This window comes from Bradyrhizobium embrapense (genome assembly GCF_001189235.2).
Taxonomy (GTDB): domain Bacteria; phylum Pseudomonadota; class Alphaproteobacteria; order Rhizobiales; family Xanthobacteraceae; genus Bradyrhizobium; species Bradyrhizobium embrapense.
In genome coordinates, this window is record NZ_LFIP02000002.1 from 513,647 (window position 1) to 533,633 (window position 19,987).

22 protein-coding genes and 1 pseudogene are annotated in these 19,987 nt (G+C 65.5%); 17 read left to right on the forward strand and 6 right to left on the reverse strand.

The genetic code is table 11. The features are described 5' to 3' along the window. Positions 1-21: 21 nt before the first annotated feature. Positions 22-132: pseudogene (locus AKN83_RS41115) on the reverse strand (O-methyltransferase); the annotation flags it as partial. Positions 133-327: 195 nt separating this feature from the next. Further along, positions 328-579: a C40 family peptidase gene (locus tag AKN83_RS09825; protein WP_050405525.1), complete on the reverse strand. Its 252-nt coding sequence runs from the start codon at positions 577-579 to the stop codon at positions 328-330. A 536-nt stretch (positions 580-1,115) separates the two neighbouring features. Here AKN83_RS09825 and AKN83_RS09835 point away from each other — a divergent pair. From AKN83_RS09835 to dhaK, 13 genes are all read left to right on the forward strand, one after another. Then, the gene (locus AKN83_RS09835; RefSeq protein WP_050405523.1) at positions 1,116-1,580 is read left to right on the forward strand and encodes a RidA family protein; all 465 of its coding nucleotides are present in this window, start codon (positions 1,116-1,118) and stop codon (positions 1,578-1,580) included. 647 nt (positions 1,581-2,227) lie between these two features. Then, complete coding sequence (locus AKN83_RS09840; RefSeq protein ID WP_050405522.1) at positions 2,228-3,589, forward strand: ABC transporter substrate-binding protein; 1,362 nt, start codon at positions 2,228-2,230, stop codon at positions 3,587-3,589. A 73-nt stretch (positions 3,590-3,662) separates the two neighbouring features. After that, positions 3,663-4,637 (forward strand): carbohydrate ABC transporter permease, encoded by a 975-nt coding sequence (locus AKN83_RS09845; RefSeq protein WP_157113294.1) that lies wholly within the window; start codon positions 3,663-3,665, stop codon positions 4,635-4,637. Continuing rightward, on the forward strand, positions 4,634-5,596 hold the full coding sequence (locus tag AKN83_RS09850; RefSeq protein WP_050405521.1) for a carbohydrate ABC transporter permease: 963 nt from the start codon (positions 4,634-4,636) through the stop codon (positions 5,594-5,596). The genes AKN83_RS09845 and AKN83_RS09850 overlap by 4 nt, the downstream gene beginning before the upstream one ends. Next, positions 5,593-5,808, forward strand: coding sequence for a hypothetical protein (locus AKN83_RS09855; RefSeq protein ID WP_050405520.1), 216 nt, complete (start codon positions 5,593-5,595; stop codon positions 5,806-5,808). Before AKN83_RS09850 ends, AKN83_RS09855 begins: the two co-directional genes overlap by 4 nt. Positions 5,809-5,812: 4 nt before the next feature. Continuing rightward, complete coding sequence (locus tag AKN83_RS09860) at positions 5,813-6,910, forward strand: ABC transporter ATP-binding protein (RefSeq protein ID WP_050405519.1); 1,098 nt, start codon at positions 5,813-5,815, stop codon at positions 6,908-6,910. Further along, the gene (locus AKN83_RS09865) at positions 6,903-7,928 is read left to right on the forward strand and encodes an ABC transporter ATP-binding protein (protein ID WP_050405518.1); all 1,026 of its coding nucleotides are present in this window, start codon (positions 6,903-6,905) and stop codon (positions 7,926-7,928) included. The genes AKN83_RS09860 and AKN83_RS09865 overlap by 8 nt, the downstream gene beginning before the upstream one ends. A 22-nt stretch (positions 7,929-7,950) precedes the next feature. Next, a complete protein-coding gene (gene dhaL / locus AKN83_RS09870; protein WP_050405517.1) occupies positions 7,951-8,574 on the forward strand; it encodes a dihydroxyacetone kinase subunit DhaL in 624 nt (207 codons plus the stop codon). Further along, positions 8,571-8,963, forward strand: coding sequence for a dihydroxyacetone kinase phosphoryl donor subunit DhaM (gene dhaM / locus AKN83_RS09875; RefSeq protein ID WP_050405516.1), 393 nt, complete (start codon positions 8,571-8,573; stop codon positions 8,961-8,963). The genes dhaL and dhaM overlap by 4 nt, the downstream gene beginning before the upstream one ends. A gap of 31 nt (positions 8,964-8,994) precedes the next feature. Continuing rightward, positions 8,995-9,297 (forward strand): HPr family phosphocarrier protein, encoded by a 303-nt coding sequence (locus tag AKN83_RS09880; RefSeq protein WP_430641512.1) that lies wholly within the window; start codon positions 8,995-8,997, stop codon positions 9,295-9,297. A 1-nt stretch (position 9,298) separates the two neighbouring features. Further along, the gene (gene ptsP / locus AKN83_RS09885) at positions 9,299-10,918 is read left to right on the forward strand and encodes a phosphoenolpyruvate--protein phosphotransferase (protein ID WP_050405514.1); all 1,620 of its coding nucleotides are present in this window, start codon (positions 9,299-9,301) and stop codon (positions 10,916-10,918) included. Continuing rightward, the gene (locus AKN83_RS09890; protein WP_308444385.1) at positions 10,908-11,333 is read left to right on the forward strand and encodes a hypothetical protein; all 426 of its coding nucleotides are present in this window, start codon (positions 10,908-10,910) and stop codon (positions 11,331-11,333) included. The genes ptsP and AKN83_RS09890 overlap by 11 nt, the downstream gene beginning before the upstream one ends. A gap of 133 nt (positions 11,334-11,466) precedes the next feature. Then, positions 11,467-12,450, forward strand: a complete 984-nt coding sequence (dhaK, locus tag AKN83_RS09895) for a dihydroxyacetone kinase subunit DhaK (protein WP_050405511.1) — start codon at positions 11,467-11,469, stop codon at positions 12,448-12,450. A 186-nt stretch (positions 12,451-12,636) separates the two neighbouring features. Here the strand turns inward: dhaK and AKN83_RS09900 are convergent, their stop codons facing one another. From AKN83_RS09900 to AKN83_RS09915, 4 genes are all read right to left on the reverse strand, one after another. Further along, positions 12,637-13,896 carry an arsenic transporter gene (locus tag AKN83_RS09900; RefSeq protein WP_050405510.1) on the reverse strand — a complete coding sequence of 420 codons (1,260 nt, stop codon included), beginning with the start codon at positions 13,894-13,896 and terminating at the stop codon, positions 12,637-12,639. Next, positions 13,896-15,164: an MFS transporter gene (locus AKN83_RS09905; RefSeq protein ID WP_347336820.1), complete on the reverse strand. Its 1,269-nt coding sequence runs from the start codon at positions 15,162-15,164 to the stop codon at positions 13,896-13,898. The genes AKN83_RS09900 and AKN83_RS09905 overlap by 1 nt, the downstream gene beginning before the upstream one ends. 218 nt (positions 15,165-15,382) lie before the next feature. Continuing rightward, positions 15,383-15,832: a hypothetical protein gene (locus tag AKN83_RS09910; protein ID WP_063695330.1), complete on the reverse strand. Its 450-nt coding sequence runs from the start codon at positions 15,830-15,832 to the stop codon at positions 15,383-15,385. A 48-nt stretch (positions 15,833-15,880) separates the two neighbouring features. After that, entirely contained in the window at positions 15,881-16,411 is a 531-nt protein-coding gene (locus tag AKN83_RS09915) for a hypothetical protein (RefSeq protein WP_050405507.1), read from the reverse strand. Between the two features lie 129 nt (positions 16,412-16,540). Here AKN83_RS09915 and AKN83_RS09920 point away from each other — a divergent pair, with 129 nt between their 5' ends. The 4 genes from AKN83_RS09920 (at position 16,541) to AKN83_RS09935 (ending at position 19,930) form a co-directional block, all read left to right on the forward strand. Continuing rightward, complete coding sequence (locus AKN83_RS09920) at positions 16,541-17,206, forward strand: response regulator transcription factor (protein WP_050405506.1); 666 nt, start codon at positions 16,541-16,543, stop codon at positions 17,204-17,206. A 110-nt stretch (positions 17,207-17,316) separates the two neighbouring features. Beyond that, entirely contained in the window at positions 17,317-18,594 is a 1,278-nt protein-coding gene (locus AKN83_RS09925; protein WP_244521944.1) for a sensor histidine kinase, read from the forward strand. 131 nt (positions 18,595-18,725) lie between these two features. Next, positions 18,726-19,418: a secretin and TonB N-terminal domain-containing protein gene (locus tag AKN83_RS09930; protein WP_157113296.1), complete on the forward strand. Its 693-nt coding sequence runs from the start codon at positions 18,726-18,728 to the stop codon at positions 19,416-19,418. Then, positions 19,415-19,930: an RNA polymerase sigma factor gene (locus AKN83_RS09935; protein ID WP_050405504.1), complete on the forward strand. Its 516-nt coding sequence runs from the start codon at positions 19,415-19,417 to the stop codon at positions 19,928-19,930. Before AKN83_RS09930 ends, AKN83_RS09935 begins: the two co-directional genes overlap by 4 nt. The last annotated feature ends 57 nt before the right edge of the window (positions 19,931-19,987 follow it).

The window sequence follows — 19,987 nt, forward strand, 5'->3', positions numbered from 1 at the left end:
GCCGCGAGCATCCACCTCAGCGAACTCGACGATGTTCCGCGCCCGTGCGCCGCGCGCCAGCATGTAGAGCAGTGCGCCGGTCTCGCGCGAGACCGCGAGCGGAACATTGTTCAGACGGCCGTAGACGTAGCGACGACTTTCTTCGGTCTTTGAGCCAAACCAATGCATTCCTGAAAAAGGCGCCGCCGCCTGGTCAACGCAGGCGACGGCGCCCGTCTGAGGGCTTCAGGGCGAAACCCCGCTTGAACGTAAGCCGCGATGATGAACGGTTCGTATACCGCTGAACGTCGTCGGCTTGCATGTTAGCAGAGGCGTACGAGAGTTCCCTTAGAACGAAGCGTAGGCGTTGCGGAACGCGATGGCGCCGGCCAGCGAGCGCGGCCGCGTCCGCACGGCATGTCCGTCGTTGCCGCTCTGGACGATCCACTGGCCATTCTCGTGACCCACGATCTTGCCGACGTGGTGACGCCAGACGACGATCGCGCCGACCGCAGGGCCGCCTGCATTGGAGCCGTATCGCGCCCAGGATCGCGCCAGATTGAATTGCGGGCCAGGATCGCTGCCGACCTGCGTGCGCATGAACCACCCGCACCACGCAGCGGGACGGCCGGAATGTGCAGAATGTCGATGATGGTGATGACGGCCGCGAGCTTCAGCAGCAGACGACGCGAAAGCCAGGAGCACGGCGACAGCCGCGAGAGTTTTACGCATTACAAAGTCCTCTTGTTGTTGGCGGACCATCCTGGTTCTGGGAGGGGCGCAGCGATGATCTGCGATTTGATTGCGAAGCGACCGCACCGGCCAGGCGACGCAAAACAGAGGCGGGACGTGGCCCGCTCGGGCCTTTAAGAAACGGGCTATGGCCAAAATATGGCCGCTAGGTCCCGTCTGGCGGCAGAACATGACCGGCATGTTCTGCGCGGATCTGAAGCGCCGCGCGAAGCGCTGACGCCAGCAGAATTGCTCCGAGAGCATGTTCTCGGCTGTCGCTTCACGCGGAACTCGGCTAACAGAAACGCCCGGCGGCAGACGGAGCTCTGCTTCGCTCGGACCATCGTCGCTGCGGAAGCCGCGCCGCGATCCCGACAGGAGGGCCAGTTCGCTGGCAAGCAATCGTGAACCTCGAGCAACGTCTGAACGAACTCAACATCGAGCTGCCGATGTCGGCAGCGGCGGGCGGCGCCTACGCGCCGGTCGTGGTCCATGGCGATACGATCTATGTCAGCGGTCAGCTTCCGCGCGACGGCGACAAGGTGCATGTCGTCGGCCAGGTTGGCCGTGACGTCACACTGGAAGAGGCCCAGCGGGGCGCACGGCTGGCACTGATCCGCGGATTGGCCGCGATCAAGGCGCATCTCGGATCGCTCGACAATGTCGCGCAGATCCTGAAGCTCACCGTATTCGTGCACAGCGCCACGGATTTCAGCGGTCAGACGGCGGTCGCCGACGGCGCATCGGAGCTCATCATGGAACTGTTCGGTCCGGAGCATGGACGGCATAGCAGGACGAGCGTCGGCGTCGCGCAGCTTCCGCGCAACGCCTCGATCGAAGTCGAGTTGATCGCAGCGCTGGCGCGCTAGGCAGTCGTTCCGTCGCTCGACCCTGTCGCAGGCCGATCTGATCCTGACGATGGAGGTCAATGACATCCGGGGCTCGCTCAGCGATTCCCACCATCGCATCGTGCGGACGTCGGAGCCGCGCTACAAGAAGACGCGGCGCGGCTGTGCGCCGAGCTTTACAGCCAGATCAAGGATGAGGACTGATCGCTGGCCGGCGCCTCGATCGGCCTGTCATGGCCGTTTCGTCTGTGGAGTTTCACCAAGCCGTATCAATGCGGGTGATGCCTTCGTCGTCGCGCTGAACGTTCAGTAAAATGATATACTAAACACCAAGCCGAGCACAGCGCTCGGCGCTTTCCGCTATCGGCGTTGGTGCGCTGCAGCGAATGGCTGCCGTTGGATGGCGAGGTCGGCCTTTCATTGATGCTCGCAAGAAACCCGCTTGACGGGTTCCTGAATTTAGTAATACGTTTAGTATTGCAAAAACGATAAACATCGCGCATCGAGCTGATGTGTGGGAGGAGCCCCGCCGTCCGGACCCAGTTTCCGGACGCGGCCAGTCTCGCTCTCCATCATCGCTCATCAACTCGGTTTTCGAAGTCTCGGTGTCGATCCGGCACGGATGCGCCGGGCGAGTTAGGTGCTTCAACGATAGGGAGGAAATGGATATGCGAAGATTGGGATGGTTACGCAGTACGGTAGCGTCCGCGGTCGTTGCGGCCGCTGCACTTGGGGTTCTCGGCGGCGGGCAGGCCGCAGCGCAAGGCAAGCAGCTCACTTTGTGCTGGGCGGCATGGGATCCGGCCAACGCGTTGGTCGAACTCGGTAAGGACTTCACCAAGCAATCCGGCATCGAGATGAAATACGAGTTCGTCCCCTGGACGAGCTACGCTGATCGCTTCCTCAACGAGCTCAACTCGCACGGCAAGCTCTGCGACCTGATCATCGGCGACAGCCAGTGGATCGGCGGCGCCGCCGAGAACAAGTGGTACGTCAAGCTCAACGACTTCTTCGACAAGGAGAAGATCTCGATGGGCGACTTCGTCCCGGCGACCGTCGTCGGCTATTCGCAGTGGCCGAAGAACACGCCGAACTACTGGGCGCTGCCGGCGATGGCCGATGCGGTGGGCTGGACTTATCGCAAGGACTGGTTCTCCAGGCCCGAGATTCAATCCGCGTTCAAGGCCAAGTACGGCCGCGACCTGGCGCCGCCGAAGACCTATGACGAGCTGAAGCAGATCGCCGAGTTCTTCCAGGGTCGCGAGATCGACGGCAAGAAGGTCTATGGCGCCTACATCTTCACCGAGCGCGGCTCGGAAGGCATCACGATGGGCGTGACCAACGTGCTCTACAATTACGGCTTCGCCTACGACAATCCGAAGAAGCCGTACCAGATGCAGGGCATCGTCAATTCCGCCGATGCGGCCAAGGGACTCGAGTTCTACAAGGAGCTCTACAAGTGCTGCACGGCGCCGGGCATGACCAACGCCTACATGCAGGAAGGCCTCGATGCCTTCAAGTCCGGCCAAGTCGCGATGCAGATGAACTGGTTCGCCTTCTTCCCCGGCCTCTACAAGGATCCGAATGTCGGCGGCGACAAGATCGGCTTCTTCGTCAATCCGGCAGGTCCCAAGGGGCATTTCACCCAGCTCGGCGGGCAGGGCATCTCGGTGGTGGCAACCTCCGACCACAAGGACGACGCGCTCGCCTACATCAAGTGGTTCGCGCAGCCCACCGTGCAGCAGAAGTGGTGGCAGATCGGCGGATACTCGGCGCTCAAGGCCGTGGTCGACGCGCCCGACTTCCCGAAGAGCGCGGCGTTCGCGCCGCAATTCCTGGAGTCGATGGGCATCGTCAAGGACTTCTGGGCCGAGCCATCCTACGCGCAACTGCTGCTCGACATGCAGAAGCGGGTGCATGACTACGTCGTTGCGGACAAGGGCACCGCGCAGCAGGCGCTCGATCTCCTGGTCAAGGACTGGACCAAGGTGTTCAAGGAGCAGGGCAAGGAAGTCGCCTCCTCACAATAGAAGGTGCCCGACCTCGCCTGAACTGGATTCCCCGAGGGCCACCTCGGGGAATCCGAACCAGCCCAGCCCGCTGATGGACACGATGACGACAATCCTGCAACCCGATCATGCTACGATCCCTGGCGTGAGCGAGCCCGTAAAATCCCGCGCCGCCCGGCGCGTCCACGGCCTGTCGGACCGCGCCATCGCCTGGCTGTTCGTCGCGCCGACGATCGCGCTGCTGCTCGCGATCAACATCTTTCCGCTGATCTGGATGATCCGGCTGTCCTTCACCAACCTCAACCTCAGCATGTCCTATCTGCCGCTGCGGTTCGTCGGTCTCGACAATTTCAGGGACATCCTCACCGACGAGGACGTCTGGTTTCGGCTGCAGACCACGGCGCAATTCGTGATCTCGTCGGTGGCGTTGCAGGTGGTCGTCGGCTTCGGTCTGGCACTCCTGATCAACCGGCAGTTTCGCGGCCACAGCTTCTGGACCACGATCATCCTGCTGCCGATGATGCTGTCGCCGGCGGTGGTCGGCAATTTCTGGACGCTGCTGCTGCAGCCGCAGATCGGCCCATTCAACTACCTGATCAGCCTGTTCACCGGCGTGCCGCCGAGCTCGTTCAGCATGACCGGGCAGGTGTCGCTGGCGCCGTGGACCATCGTGCTGGTCGATACCTGGATGTGGGCGCCCTATGTCATGCTGATCTGCCTCGCCGGGCTGCGCTCGATCCCCGATTACATCTATGAGGCGGCGGAAGTCGATCGCGCCTCGGCCTGGCGGCAGTTCTGGTCGATCACGCTGCCGATGACGGTGCCGTTCCTGATGCTCGCGGTGCTGTTCCGTGCGATCGAGAACTTCAAGATGTTCGACATGGTCAATCTCCTGACCTCGGGCGGGCCGGGCTCGACCACCGAGCTGGTGTCGATCTCGCTGAAACGCGCGGCGTTCGAGAAGTGGCGCACCGGCTATTCCTCGGCGCTCGCCATCATCCTGTTCGTGACTGTGTTCGGCGCCGCCAACATCTACGTCAAGACGCTCAACAAGGTGAAGCAACGATGACCGCTGCCGCCACCAGATCCACCGCGCATTCCATCGTCGAAGCCTCGCCGCGCACCAAGGCGTTCGCCGGCGGCCTCGTCATCCTGTATGCCGTGATCACGATCCTGCCGCTGCTGTGGATCGTTGCCACAGCGTTCAAGTCGCAGAGCGACGCCATCGCCTATCCGCCCAAGGTGATCTTCGAGCCGACCCTCGAAGGCTATGTGAACCTGTTCACCGTGCGGACGCGCCAGACGCCGGACTTCATTGCCAAGCTGCCGCCGCCGGAGACCTGGTACGACAAGCTGGTGCGCAAGCGCGACATGGTGATCGCAGGTCCCTCCAAGGTCGTGCCGCGCTTCGTCAACTCGCTGATCATCGGCTTCGGCTCGACCTTCCTCGCGGTCTTCCTCGGCACGCTCGCAGCCTATGCTTTCTCGCGCTTCCGAATACCCCTGGCCGACGATCTGCTGTTCTTCATCCTCTCGACGCGCATGATGCCGCCGGTCGCGGTGGCGATCCCGATCTATCTGATGTACCGGCAGCTCAATCTGACCGACACGCGGCTCGGCATGATCCTGCTCTACACCGCGGTGAACGTCTCGCTCGCGGTGTGGCTGCTCAAGGGCTTCATCGACGAGATCCCGCGCGAGTACGAGGAAGCGGCGCTGGTCGACGGCTATACGCGGCTGCAGGCACTGCGCAAGGTGGTGCTGCCGCAGGCCGTGACGGGAATCGCGGCGACCGCAATCTTCTGCCTGATCTTCTCCTGGAACGAGTACGCCTTCGCGGTGCTGCTGACCAGCGGCGAGGCGCAGACCATGCCGCCCTTCATCCCCTTCATCATCGGCGAGGGTGGACAGGACTGGCCGGCGGTGGCCGCCGCGACCACGCTGTTCGTCGTCCCGATTGTCATGTTCACCGTGCTGTTGCGCAAGCATCTGCTGCGCGGCATCACCTTCGGAGCGGTGCGCAAATGAGCGGCTCTGTGGTTGCCAGGAATGGCGTAACTCGGGGTGGCGTAGCGCGCTGGTTCCGCCGCGGGCCGTGGGAGGCCATCGCGATGACCCTGATCGGAGGCGGCATCATCATGCTGGTGCAGCCCTGGTCGATCGATCTCTACAGCTACTCCTTCGTGACGATCCTCGCCGGCACGGTCGGCTTCGTCATCGTCAGCCATTTTCCGGAATAGCGCCATGGCACAGATCCGTATCGAAAACCTGCGCAAGTCGTTCGATCAGTTCACCGCGGTGGAAGGCTCGACCTTCACGATCGACGACGGCACGTTCTTCGCGATGCTCGGGCCCTCCGGCTGCGGCAAGACCACCACCTTGCGCATGATTGCCGGCCTCGAGCTGCCGACCGAAGGCAAGATCCTGCTCGACGGCGAGGATGTCACGTTCCACCGTGCCGCCGCGCGCGATATCGCCTTCGTGTTTCAGCTGTTCGCGCTCTATCCGCACATGAATGTCGGGGAGAACATCGGCTTTCCCCTGAAGTGCCAGGGCATGGCGAGGCGCGAGATTCGCGAGCGCGTGCAGGAGACCGCGCGGATGTTGCGGATCGAGCATCTGCTGTCGAGCAAGACCTCGAAACTCTCGGGCGGCGACCGGCAGCGCGTCGCGCTCGGGCGCGCCATGGTGCGGCGGCCGAAGGCGTTCCTGATGGACGAGCCGCTGGGCGCGCTCGACGCCGAGTTTCGCCATCTGATGTGCGGCGAGCTGCGCGACCTGCACGATCGCATCAAGGCGACCACGGTCTATGTCACGCACGACCAGCTCGAGGCGATGTCGATGGCCGACCAGATCGCCGTCATGAACAAGGGCCGTGTCGAGCAGATCGGCACGCCGCAGGAGGTCTATGACCGGCCTGCGAGCATGTTCGTCGCCGACTTCATCGGCTCGCCGCCGATGAACTTCCTGCGCTTCGAGGGCGGCTTGCGATCCGGCGATCGCGCGGTCAGCTTCCACGACACCAGGCTTGCGGTGCCGGAGATCCGCGAGGACCGCGCCAGCGCGCCGCTCGCGCTCGGTGTCCGTCCGGAGCATATCCGCTTCGCTGACGCGGGCGCCGTTCGCGGCGAGGTGTTCGGCGCGGAATATCTCGGCACCACCCAGATTGTCACCGTCGACACGGCCTATGGGCGGGTCGCGGCGCGGCTGCCCTCCAGCGCTTCGGTGCGGATCGGCGAGACCATCGGTCTCGAATTCAATGCCGAGCGGCTGGCGCTGTTCGACATCGGCAGCGGCCGTGCGATCCGGACCGAGAGCGTGGAGGGTGTGCGGCATGGCTGACGTCACCCTGCGTAACGTCAACAAGCGCTTCGGCGCGATCGAAGCCGTTCGGGATCTCTCGCTGAGGGTAAACGACGGCGAGTTCCTGGTCCTGCTCGGGCCGAGCGGCGCCGGCAAGACCACGACGCTGCGCCTGATCACCGGGCTGGAGAGTCCCGATACGGGCTCCGTCATGATCGACGGTCGCGACGTGACGCACGATCCGCCGGGCTCGAGGGATATCGCCTTTGTGTTCCAGCAATATTCGCTGTACCCGCATCTCACGGTCTACGACAATCTGGCGTTTCCGCTGCGCTCTCCCGCGCGGCGGGTTGCGGAGCCGATCATCCGCAAGCGCGTCGAACAGACCGCCGAGCTGCTGCATATCGCGAGCAAGCTGAACAACCGCGCCACCCGGCTGTCCGGTGGCGAGATGCAGCGCGTGGCGATCGGCCGCGCTTTAGTGCGCGATCCCTCGATCTATCTGATGGACGAGCCGCTGTCTTCGCTCGACGCAAAACTCCGCGCCGAGCTGCGGCTCGAACTGAAGCGGATCCAGATCGAGCTCGGTGCGACCATCCTCTACGTCACCCACGATCAGGTCGAGGCGATGACGATGGCCTCGCGGATCGGCGTGATCAGGGACGGCCGGCTGCTGCAGCTCGGCACCCCCCGGGAGATCTATGAAAGCCCGTCCAGCAGCTATGTCGCCTCGCGACTCGGGACGCCGCCGATCAACTTCCTGCCGGCTCGCCTGCTCGCCGATGTCGCGATGCCGGCCGGAACCGAGACGGTCGGCATTCGTACCGAGCATCTGCAGCTCGCTGCGCGTAATGGCGGGCAGATGGTCGGCCGCGTGCATCGGGTCGAGCACCTCGGCGAGCAGAATCATATTCACCTGGACTATAAGGGCGAGACGCTGGTGACGCTGGCGGATCCGCATCAGCCGCTGCAGGCCGGCCAGGAGGTCGACTTGCACCTGGTGCGTCCGTTGTGCTTCGACCGCGCGGGGCAGCGCATTGCCGCGGCGGTTCATTAGAGGGGGCGAGAGGATCGAGGAGATGTCGGTGCAACCTGAGACATTCAAGTCGTTGGTCAAGGCGGCCGCAGAGCGGGTCATCGCCAGCGCGCCGGAGCTGACCAGCCTCGACCAGGCGATCGGTGACGGCGACCACGGGACCAACATGAAGCGCGGTTGCGAAGCCGTGCTCGGCAAGCTCGATGTCATCTCGGCACAGCCGCTCGACGAAGCGCTGAAGATGATCGGCAAGACCCTGGTGATGACGGTCGGCGGCGCCTCCGGGCCGCTCTATGGCAGCTTCTTTCTGGCCGCGGGCGAGGCGCTGTCGCACGACAAGCACCTGCCCGACGATCTCGCCGACGTGTTCGGCAGCGCTGTGAACGCAGTCAGCGCGCGCGGCCGCTCGCAGGTCGGCGAGAAGACGATGCTGGATGTGCTGGTTCCCGTGCTGGAGACGTTGAAGATGGCGGCCGGCCAGCCGGATCTGATCGCGCGGGTGCGCGCCACCGCGACCGAGGCGGTCGAACGGACCGCACCGATGCAGGCCACCAAGGGACGTGCGTCGTTCCTCGGCGCGCGCAGCGTCGGGCATGTCGATCCCGGCGCACGGTCGAGCTGCGTGTTGGTGCAGGCGGTGTGCGCCGGCCTGGAGGCGCGCCCATGACCGATACCGTAGGGATCGTGATCGTCTCGCATTCAGCTGATATCGCCAAGGGAACCGCCGACATGGTGCGGCAGATGGTCGGCAGCGAGGTCAAGGTGGCCTTCTGCGGCGGAAATCCCGACGGCGGATTGGGCACCAGCGTGCCGCTGATCATCGACGCCATCAACGACGCCTGGTCTCCGAAGGGAGTCGCGGTGCTGGTCGATCTCGGCGGCGCCGAGACCAATAGCGAGATGGCGGTCGAGATGCTGGAGCCTGCGCGGCGCGATCTCGTTGTGGTCTGCAACGCGCCGATCGTCGAGGGGGCCGTGATGGCGGCGACCGAGGCGGCGGGCGGCAGCTCGCTGGCCCAGGTCAAGGCCGTGGCCGAGGAACTCTCTGCCGACTGACATGTCGGCGAAGCGATGATGGATGATGAGTATGCTTGATAAAGCGGACGGACAGATCTTCACCGGCAATGTGCGGCTGGTGCATGCGGTCGGCATGCATGCGCGCCCGGCGGTCAAGCTGACCAAGCTCGCCAAGAAGTTCCAGGCCCAGATCTCAGTGCGGGTCGCGGGCGCGCCCGAGTGGATCAATGCCAAGAGCGTGGCCAAGATCATGGCGATGCGTGCTGCGCACGGCAGCACGATCGAGATCAAGGCCTCCGGCAGCGACGCCGAAGCGGCCGTCGCCGCCCTGGTCGACCTGGTTGCCAGCGATTTTCCGGATGGAGCAGCCTAGCATGCAGGGCGGCGCTGCAGGACCGGCTTACCGCGGCAGGACCGCCTCGATTGGCTTTGCGCACGGTCCGCTGGTCCGCGTCGATGCGGGCGCCGGCGGCGAACGGGCTGCCGGCACACTGGTCGAGGAGGCGCTCGCCTTGCGCAAGGCGATCGATCTTGCGAGCGGCCAGATCGCCGATCTTGCCGCCAGCGCCGGCGGCGAAGCCGCGCAGATCCTCGAATTCCAGGTCGCATTGCTGGAGGATGAGGATCTGATCGAGGCGATCTTCGCGTCGATTGGGGAGGGACGTCCGGCCGACGTCGCATGGCGCTCGACGCTCGACGAGCAGATCGCGGAGTACAATGCGGCGGCGGATGAGTATCTGCAGGCGCGCTCGTCGGACCTTGCGGATCTGCGCGACCGGGTGGTCCACATCCTGCGCGGCGACGCGGGCGAGCCGCTGAAGATCCCGAGCGGTGGCGTCGTCTGTGCCGACGACCTGCCGCCGTCGCGCTTCCTGGAGATCGACTGGTCGGGCGGCGGCGGCCTGGCGCTGCTGCACGGGAGCCCGACCAGCCATGTCGCGATGCTGGCGCGGGCGCGCGGCATCCCGATGGTCGTGCAGCTCGGTGCCATTCCGGCTGCCGGCGCCACGGCGCTGCTCGACGGCGAAGGCGCGACGCTGGAGCTTGATCCCAGCGCCGAGCAGGTGCGCGTCTTCGAGAAGCGGCGGGAGAGCCACCGCAAGAGCCGGGCATCCGCGCGCGCGATCCTGCGGCGGCCGACCGCCTCGTGGCGCGGCGAGCACATCAAGCTTTTGATCAATATCCAGCGCGTCGACGACCTCGATGATGCGGACGCGCAATATGCCGACGGCATCGGCCTGATGCGGACCGAATTCCTGCTCGCCGGGCGGAACGACCTGCCGGATGAGGAGACCCAATTCCAGGCCTATGACGCAGTGCTGCGCTGGGCCGGCCAGCGGCCGGTCACGATCCGCACGTTCGATGCCGGCGGCGACAAGCCGGTGCCCGGCTTCACATTCGACGGCGAAGCCAACCCGTTCCTCGGCGTGCGCGGCCTGCGGCTTTGCCTCGCCCGGCCCGATATCTTTGCCGTCCAGCTCCGCGCGCTGGCCCGTGCCGCGGTGCGCGGCAATCTCAAGGTCATGTTCCCGATGGTGACGTCGGCGGACGAGCTCGAAGCGGGACGGAAGCTGTTCGCCGACATCGTGCAGCGCTTGCAGGCGGACGGCATTGCCGCGATGCTCCCGGAGCTCGGAATCATGGTCGAGGTTCCGGCGGCGGCCCTGGCCATCTCGAGCTTCAAGGCGTCGTTCTTCTCGATCGGCTCGAACGATCTCGCGCAATATGTGCTGGCGTGCGATCGTTCCAACGGAGCTCTCGCCCCCCTGATGGACCCCCTGCATCCCGCAGTGCTCGAACTGATCGCGCGGACCGCCGACCATGGCCGCCGCGCCGGCGTCAGTGTCAGCCTGTGCGGCGACATGGCGGGTGATCCGCGCTGTGTTCCCGCGCTTCTGAACTGCGGCCTGCGCGAATTGTCCGTGAACCCATCAGCGCTGGCGCAGATCAAGCAGACGATCGACCGGCTGAGCAGCGGAGGCAGTGTTGGCTGACACGGCGGCCGATGAAGCGCCCGAAGCCGGCGCGGTTGCGGCCTACAAGCGCATCTTCAAGGAAGTGCTGGAGAGCCGCCCGTCCGGCATGCGGCTGCGCCTCGCCCATGCCATGGGCAAGAACCGCAGCTTCGTCAGCCAGATCAGCAATCCGGCCTATCCGGTGCCGATCCCGGTGCAGCATCTCAATACGATCTTCGATGTCTGCCACTTTCCGCCGCAAGCGAAGACCGCCTTCCTGCGCGCCTATGCGCGCGCGCATCCGCGCCGGGTCGGCCGGTTGAGCGAAGGCTCGCATGAGCGGACGCTGACATTGCATCTGCCGGATCTCGGTAGCGCCAAACGCAACGCCGAGCTCGACGCGCTGCTGCAGGAATTCACGCGGCGCCTGATCGGCATCATGCGGGAAAAATAGGCGAAAACGCCAACCAAAGCGTTTTCGAGCGAAGTGGATACCGGTTCGCGTGAAGAAGACGCGTCAAAACAAGAACCTGGAGCTTCGTTCCGATTGATAGGAGCGAAGCTTTGGACGAAGCGGGGAGGACACCATGAAGAAGTTCATCAATGCGCTCGACAATGTGCTCGGCGAGAGCCTCGACGGCTTCGCGGCCGCGCATGCCGATCTGGTCACGCTGGGCGCCGAGCGCAAATTCGTGCGCCGCCGCGAGCTGAACGGCAGGAAGGTCGCGCTGGTCTCGGGCGGCGGCAGCGGGCATGAGCCGCTGCATGCCGGCTTCGTCGGCTACGGCATGCTGGATGCCGCCTGTCCCGGCCAGGTGTTCACCTCGCCGACGCCGGACCAGATCGTCGAGGCCGCGCAGGCGGTCGCGGGCGAGGCCGGCGTGCTGTTCATCGTCAAGAACTACGCGGGCGACCGCATGAATTTCGAGATGGCGGCCGAGATCGCGGAGGGCCGCACCGCCACCATCGTAACCGACGATGATGTCGCGGTCGAAAAGTCGACTTACAGCACCGGGCGCCGCGGCGTCGCCGGCACCTTGATCGTCGAGAAGATCGTCGGCGCCGCCGCCGAGAAGGGCGCCGATCTCAAGACCTGCGTGGCGCTTGGCGAGCGCGTCAACGCGCGGACGCGTTCGATGGGCGTGGCGTTGACCAGCTGCACGGTCCCGGCCGCGGGCACGCCGACCTTCGCGCTCGGCGCGGACGAGATGGAGATGGGCGTCGGCATCCACGGCGAGCCGGGCCGCCGCCGCGTCAAGCTCGCCGAGGCCGACGCGATCGTGTCGGAAATGATCACCGCCATTGCCGACGATCTCGCGGCGCCGGCAGGCTCCGAGGCCCTGCTGCTGGTCAACGGCTTCGGCGGCACGCCGACGATCGAGCTCTATCTGATGTACAATGCTGCGCGTCGCATGCTTGAGCAGCGCGGCCTGCGCATCGTCCGCTCGCTGGTCGGCAGCTACGTCACCTCGCTGGACATGGCCGGCTGCTCGCTCACCGTGAGCCTGCTCGATGCCGAGACGACCGCATTGTGGGACGCCCCGGTGCGCACGGCCGCATTGAAATGGTGATCGCGGGCCACGGTGGTCGCGATGCGGAGCAGTCGTTCTTGGGCAAGATCGGCTCCGAAAAGTAACGCGCCGCCTCCCCCGCCGTGAACGGCGATCGCATGGAATTTCCTGCGAGGACAGAATCGCGTTGCTCTCACGGGTGGTGCATATTCGTGCCGAGCGCCGATGTCAGGGCGAGGTATGCTCTCATGTCGCGGTCAGCGAGAGTGCGAGGAGCGACAGCACCAACGCCGGCGGCATGACCAGGATGCCCAGCCGCAGAAAGCTGAGCGCACCCACGTGCTCGCCCTCGCGCCGCAGCGCGATCAGCCACAGGATCGTTGCGAGCGAACCGGTGACCGACAGGTTTGGGCCGAGATCGACGCCGATCAGAACTGCCCCGGTGATGTGATGCGACACCTGCGCGGCGTGCGTGGTCGTCGCAGCGATCAGCCCCATCGGCAGGTTGTTGATGAGGTTCGAGGCGATCGCCGTGACGATGCCGGCGCCCCATGACGTTGCGTGCGGCGCCAGCGCGGCGGATTGCCCGAGTTGTTCGGCGAGTGCCGGCAGCACGCCTGTGCGATTGAGGCCTTCGACCAGGATGAACAGCCCGGCGACGAGGGGCAGGACCGACCAGGAGATATCGCGAGCGACGGAAAGCGGCGACTTACGGCCGAGCAGGAGCACGATCGCAGTCACCACTGCACCGCAGGTGAAGGTCGGGATTCCAAGATCCAGGCCGAAGGCCGATGCAGCGAGCAGGACCACCGCTGTCGCGCCGATGCCGGCGGCGACGATCGCGGCGCCCCTGGTCAGGACGATCGGCTCGCCGTCGCGTTCATCGACGCCGCCGCACAGGCTATTCCGCAGGCTGAGCCGAAGCATGATGAAGGTCGCGGCGATCGCCACGATCGAAGGCAGCAGGAAGTGGTGCAGCCACTGCGGCAGCGTCGGCATCCGCGCGCCGAACAACACGAGGTTCGCCGGGTTCGAGATCGGCAGCACGAAGCTGGCGGCGTTGGCGATGAATGCGCAGACGAACAGATACGGCAGCGGCTCGACCTTCGCGGTACGGGTCGCGGCGTAGACCGCGGGCGTCAGCACGACCGCGGTGGCGTCGTTCGACAGGAAGATGGTGACCAGCGTGCCGACCGCATAGACGATCGAAAACAGCCGGGATGCCGAGTTGCGCGCATGCCCGACGGCCTGTTCGGCGAGCCAGTCGAACAGGCCTTCCTTCCGTGCGACCTCGGCGAGCAGCATCATGCCGATCAGAAAGAAGTAGACGTCGGTGCCTTTCCCCGCGGCTGCGACGGCATCCCGCAACGGCAACAGGTCGAAGGCGATCAGCAGGACGGCGCCGGTCACCGCCCAGATGTATTCCGGCATGTTCCACGGACGGGCGATGACGCCCAGGGTCGCAAGACCCGCGATTCCCCAGGTCGCGGCATTGTTGGCGAACATCAGGCGATACCCGCGACGCTTGAAGCCATTGCTTCCGATAGGCGCCCGGGCTTCGTCGCACAAGCCGGCCTCAACACCGTAGCGAACACGCTCCACAGCGCGACCGAGACCGCCGCGAAGCTGCCGAGGATGAGAAACATCGTTTCATATCCGAATTCCTGCGCGATCCAGCCGCCGATCGCCGGGCTGAGTGAAGCACCGATGCCTTGCGCCGTCATGACGGCGCCCTGACCGGCGTTGATCCGCCCCGTGCCATCAAGGATACGTGCGACGAGCCCCGGCACGGCGACGCTCTGCAACCCTGCACCGACGCCATCGAGGATCTGCACCGGATAAACACCCCATCTATTCAACAGCCACGCCGCGACGATACCCCGGATCGGCAAGGCAATGAACGATACCAGCAGGACCAGCCAGTAGCCCTCCTTTTCGGCCATCCGCATGGCGGCCAGCGAGGTCAGGATCATGGTGCCCTGGGCGATGACGATGGTCGTGGCGACAAAGCTCGCCGGGTCGGCCTGCTTGCCGGCCACGACCGCGAGGCCGTAGAGCGGCAGCATCGCCGCGTTGCCGAGGTGGAAGAACAGCAGAGCTGCGGCCAGGATCAGCAACGGCTTCGACTCGACCAGCACGCGCAACCCGCTCGCCGGCCTGTCGTCGTCGGTCTCGCGTGTGAGCCCGCGTGCGGCGTCGTCGTCGATGGATGCGCGCGGGATCATCAGCACCGAAATGATCGAGAGGATGCCGAAGAGCGCGGCGAGCCAGAACACCGCCGTGAAGCCGTACATCCAGCCGACGAATCCGGATAGTCCGGCGCCCACCATGTTGCCGGCGTGGTTGAACGCCTGGTTACGGCCGTTCTGTCGATTAAAGCCGGCCTGGCGCACGATGCCGAGCGTGATGCCGGCGACCGCCGGACCGATCGCGGCACCCGCGATTGCGGTCGCGACCTGGGATGCCGCCACCAGCCAGAACTCCTGCGACAGCAGCACGATGCCGGATGCGATGACGGTGCAGATGCCGGGGATGATGACGAACAGCTTCTTGCTGCGGGTGGCGTCGATCAGCGCGCCGGCCGGCGTCGTCATCAGCATGCCGGCGACGCCGCCCGCCGTCATCACCGTTCCGATCCAGCCGCTCTGCCAACCATGCGCGAGCAGGAATACGCCGAGGAACGGACCGATGCCGGCCTGCATGTCGGCCATGAAGAAGTTGAGCGCGAGCAGTGGACGAAGCGCGTCACCTCGATCTGCATTGGGTGCGGTCACCGGCACTACTCCTCAGAACCGAGAAACGAGGAAGATGCCGGCTCGCAAGCGCCGCAACGGCGTCTCAAGTGAATTCGACATGTCGTTTCCCAATGCTTGATTGATCAACCTGCCGAGTCGGCGGGCTGTGCGATGGAGCCGGCGTCCGGCTCCATCCTGTTGTCTTCAGCTACTCAGACCGCGGCTGGACAGACCCGCGTCTGTCGCGGCCGCAAGCCTCAGGCAGTGTCGTTTTCTTCGTCGACCAGCTTGGCTTTCCGAATCCGTCCGCCCAATTCCACGTGCAATTCGTAGGTCTCGCCGTTGCGCCGGCCGTCGAACTCGAAATGCTTGGGCTTGCGGCGGGGCGTGCCCAGCGGCTCGAACCCGGCCGCGCGCGCAGCCTCGATCGCCGTGGCGGGGTCGGCGGGCTCGTGGTGACCGTGATCGGGCTTCTTCTTGTGCTCGATCGTGACGCTGGCGCCGTCGCACGAGAACCGCGTCACCTTGAGTTCGGAAGGCTTCTGCTCGCCTTCCAGCACGACCTCGGCGCCGATGCGCAGCTTGACGCGATCCGCGCCGTGCGGCGTGAGATCGGCAAGCACCGCGCCGCTCGAGGTCTGCACCACGAAGCGGTGCGCAAACACGTTGACGATCTTGCCGGACAGCTTGATCTGGTCTTCGGACATCCTGGTCTCCTGATTGTCATCCATTCGTCATTGTCAAAGCGGCTTTTCTCAAAGCGCTTTGGGAGGCGGCGGCAGCGCGCCTGGAGGTGGCGGAGGCGCATCGGCCCGCGGAGGCGGGGGCGGCGCTTCGCGAGGCGGATGCGGCGGGGGACCGAAGGCTTCGGTGCGGCCGTCGGCGTGAGAGACGATCTGGGCGTGAACGATTCCCCGATCGAACATGCCCTGGATCGTCACCGTCTCGCCCTTGGTAACAATGTCGGCGTTCTCGCCGCGGCGTCCGAGATCGATCAGTGCCCGGCCGCTGCCGTCCTCGACGACGAACATGTGGCCGAAGATCTCGGCGACGTTGCCGCGCACTGCGGCTGGGCCGCCGGGTTGCAGCCTGCCGATTGCGGTCGGCTGCAGCAGCAGGACGCTGCGCGGTTGCCAATTCTGGGCAACACGAAGACCGCCGGCACCAGCGGTCGCCCCCGCGAGAAGCATGGCAAGCGCGGCTCCGGCCAGCAGGCCGCGATGCCGGATCTGCCGGCGCTCGGGCTGCGGCGCTGGCGGAACATTCTGTGCATCGGTTTCGGTCATTGGACGCTCCTTTCATCGATTGCGATGTGCGGAGCCTAGGGCACTGGCCCCAATCCAGCCTGAACCGATCCGTTCAGGTTGAGTTAAGCTTGGGCGCCTAGTTCCGATCCAAGGTGTGAGTCGCATGAAATGAAAATCCTTCTGGTCGAAGACGATCGTCTGCTGGCGCACGAGATTGCCCGCGCCCTGCGCGAGGAGAATTTCGCGGTCGACATCGCGGCCAATGGCGAGGACGGGCAGCACCTCGGGGAAACCGAATCCTACGATGCCGCGGTGCTCGATCTCGGGCTGCCCAAGGTGCCCGGCGTCGAGGTGCTGCGCGGCTGGCGCAAGCACGGCCGGCATTTGCCGGTGCTGATCCTCACCGCGCGCGACGGCTGGACCGACAAGGTGGACGGCTTCAAGGCGGGCGCCGACGACTATCTCACCAAGCCGTTCCGGATCGAGGAATTGGTGATGCGGCTGCGCGCACTGGTCCGTCGCGCCTCCGGACATGCCGCGCCGCGCATTTCCTGTGGGCCGCTCAGCTTCGAAACCCAGACCGGCGTGTTCGAGCTCGATGGCCTGCCGTTGAAATTGACCGCCCTGGAATGGCGCGTGCTCGAATGCCTGATCCTGCGCAAGGACACCGTGGTCGAGCGCGGCCTGCTGGCGGAAAAGATCTATGAAGGCGACGTCGGGACCGACTCGAATTCGATCGAGGTGATCGTCGCGCGGCTCAGGCGCAAGATCGGCAAGGCGCTGATCGAGACCGAGCGAGGCCGCGGCTACAAGCTCAACTCGGAATCCCGATGATGTGGCGGAACGCATCGCTCGGCCGGCGCCTCATGATCGGGGCCGGCGTGTTCATCACCGCAGCACTGATCGTCGCCGCGATCCTGATATCGTTCGTGCTGCATCGTTTCGTGCAGGGGCAGATCGATCAGAGGCTCGATGGACAAATCCTCTTCCTGGCGTCCATGCTCGAGGTCGATGGCGGCGGCAACATGCATCTGGCGGGATCCGCCGACGGCCCCCCCTTCGATCGGCGCCGACATGGCTGGTACTGGCAGGTCTCCGGACCGAACAACGTGCTGCGGTCCCGCTCGCTCGATGGCGGGGACCTCGCCCCGCCGGATATCCGTAACAGACGGGCGCCTCCACCACCGCCACCTCCCCGCGCCGATGGCGATCCGCCGCCGCGGGAGCGTCCGTTGCCCGCCGACGGCGAAGGCCCATACGGCCGCATGCTTCACTTCCGCATCCTGAACGTGACGGTCTCCGGCACACCCGTCACGATCGTTGCCTCCGCGCCGCGAGACGCGGTGCGCGGGCCGTTGTGGGAGGCGATGCGCACCCTGTCGCTGTCGCTCGGTGTGCTCGGCATCGCGTTGATCTGCGCCATGCTGATTCAGGTCCGGCTCGGATTGCGGCCGCTGGAACGGCTGCGTCAGGCCGTCGCCGATGTGAGATCGGGACGTCGCGACACCGTGCCCAACGCCCAGCCCGATGAGGTGCAGCCATTGGCCACCGAACTGAATGCGCTGCTGGTGCAGAACGCGGCCAATCTGGAGCGGGCGCGCAAACATGTCTCGAACCTGGCGCACGGCCTGAAGACGCCGCTCGCAACGCTGGCGGTCGCGCTGAAGAAGCAGCCCCCGGGCTCGGACGATCTGCATGGCCTCGTCGTGCTGATGGACCGGCGCATCCGGCATCATCTGGGGCGCGCCCGGTCGGCCGCGCTCGGCGGTCCGGTCCGGACCAGGACCGAGATCGCGCTGCACGTCGCCGATCTCGGCCTCGTCCTCGACAAGGTGAACGCCGACAAGACGATCGATTTCGTCAATCACATACCGGCCGGCGTGACGGTCGCCTGCGAACAGCAGGACGTCGACGAGATGCTGGGAAACGTGCTGGAGAACGCCTTCTCCTGGTGCCGCGGCAAGGTCACGGTCGGATCCCGCGAGGAGATGCGAAGCGTCGTCATTGCCGTCGAGGACGATGGACCGGGGCTTTCGCCGGAGCAGATGTCGCAGGCGGTGCAGGCCGGCCAACGGCTCGACGAAAGCTCTCCAGGATTCGGCTTCGGCCTGTCGATCACGCGCGAGCTTGCCGAGTTGTACGCCGGATCACTTGCCTTGGACCGGTCCCCGCTCGGAGGACTTCGGGTGGAGATCCGTCTGCCGTCCGCTAGTCTGGATTGACCGATAGTCCGTCAGGCTCATGACGCCGGCTGTGCGATGACCATCTTCAGTCTTCCTGACATGAGATTGTTACACTGCCTGCCTATGTTCTTCGCCCGACCATGACAGGCTTGTAAAGGCAAGGAGCCGAGTTGACCCCGGATGCGCCAGCGCGAGTCTGGAGCGCTCGGCGGCTGTGCCGTGCTCTGATGTTCTGGGTCTGTCTTGTCGCGGCGCCGCCGAGCGCATCGGCGCAGGAGGCGCAGATCGACTTTGATATCGCAGCCCAGCCGCTGGCGGCCGCGCTCGAGCAGTATGGTGCCGTGGCTGGTCGGAACGTCCTCTACAACAGCAACCTGACGGCCGGACTGCGTTCCAGCGCCGTGCGCGGGCCCATGACCGCGGACATGGCGCTCGCGCGCCTGCTCGCGGGTAGCGGTCTGTCGGCGCGTGTGCTCGGAGAGACGTCCTTCATGCTTTATCCAATACCGACCACGGCGCAGGCGGTGCTGCCGGTTTCGGTGAGCCATTATTATGCCCGGCTACAGACCGGCCTTCGGGCCGCACTGTGCGCGGAGGCCGATGCACGGCCGGGCCGATATCGGATCGCACTACAGTTCTGGATTGATCCGGCCGGCAACGTCGAGCGGTTCGCACGGCTGGGATCGGCGGGCAGCGCCGCGGTCGATGCGGGCATCGATCACGCGCTGCGCCGGATACGAGTCGATGTACCGCCGCCGGCGGGCCTTGCACAGCCGGTGACCCTGGTGGTCGTCCCGCAAGGATCCGGCACAACGATGGCCTGCGATGGTCCTCCGGCGCGCCGCGCCAGCGCGACGCCATGACCGAGGCGTCCCTGGCGCTGATCAGACGCCTGCTGGTCGAGCGCTACGATGAACTCAAGCGACGGTTAACGCGACGGCTGGGATCGTCCGAGCTCGCGGGCGAGGCTTTGCAGGATGCCTGGCTCCGCATCGCCCGGGTGGATTCGATCGGTGTGGTCCGCAATCCCGGCAACTATATCTTTGGGGTCGCCATGAACGCGGCGCGTGATCGCCAGCGTACTGCCGATAGCCGGACCTTGAGCGCCGCCGAGGTCGACGGATTGCTCGAGGTCGCCGATAGCGCGCCCGATCCGGAGCAGGTCGCGCGCGCGCGTTCGGACCTGCGTGGCCTGGAAGCCGTCCTGCGCGAATTGCCGCCGCGTCGCCGCGCGATCCTGCTCGCCGCACGGCTCGACCAGATGCCGCGGCAGGAGATAGCCCGCCGCTTCGGCATTTCCTTGCGCCTGGTCGAGTTGGAGCTGCAGCGGGCGCAGGAATATTGTCTGGCGCGGCGCGATCGGAACGGCGGATGAAGATGCGGATTCGCCTGGCTGGAAACGTCTTCTTGGGAGTGGTGGCGCGAGCCGCCG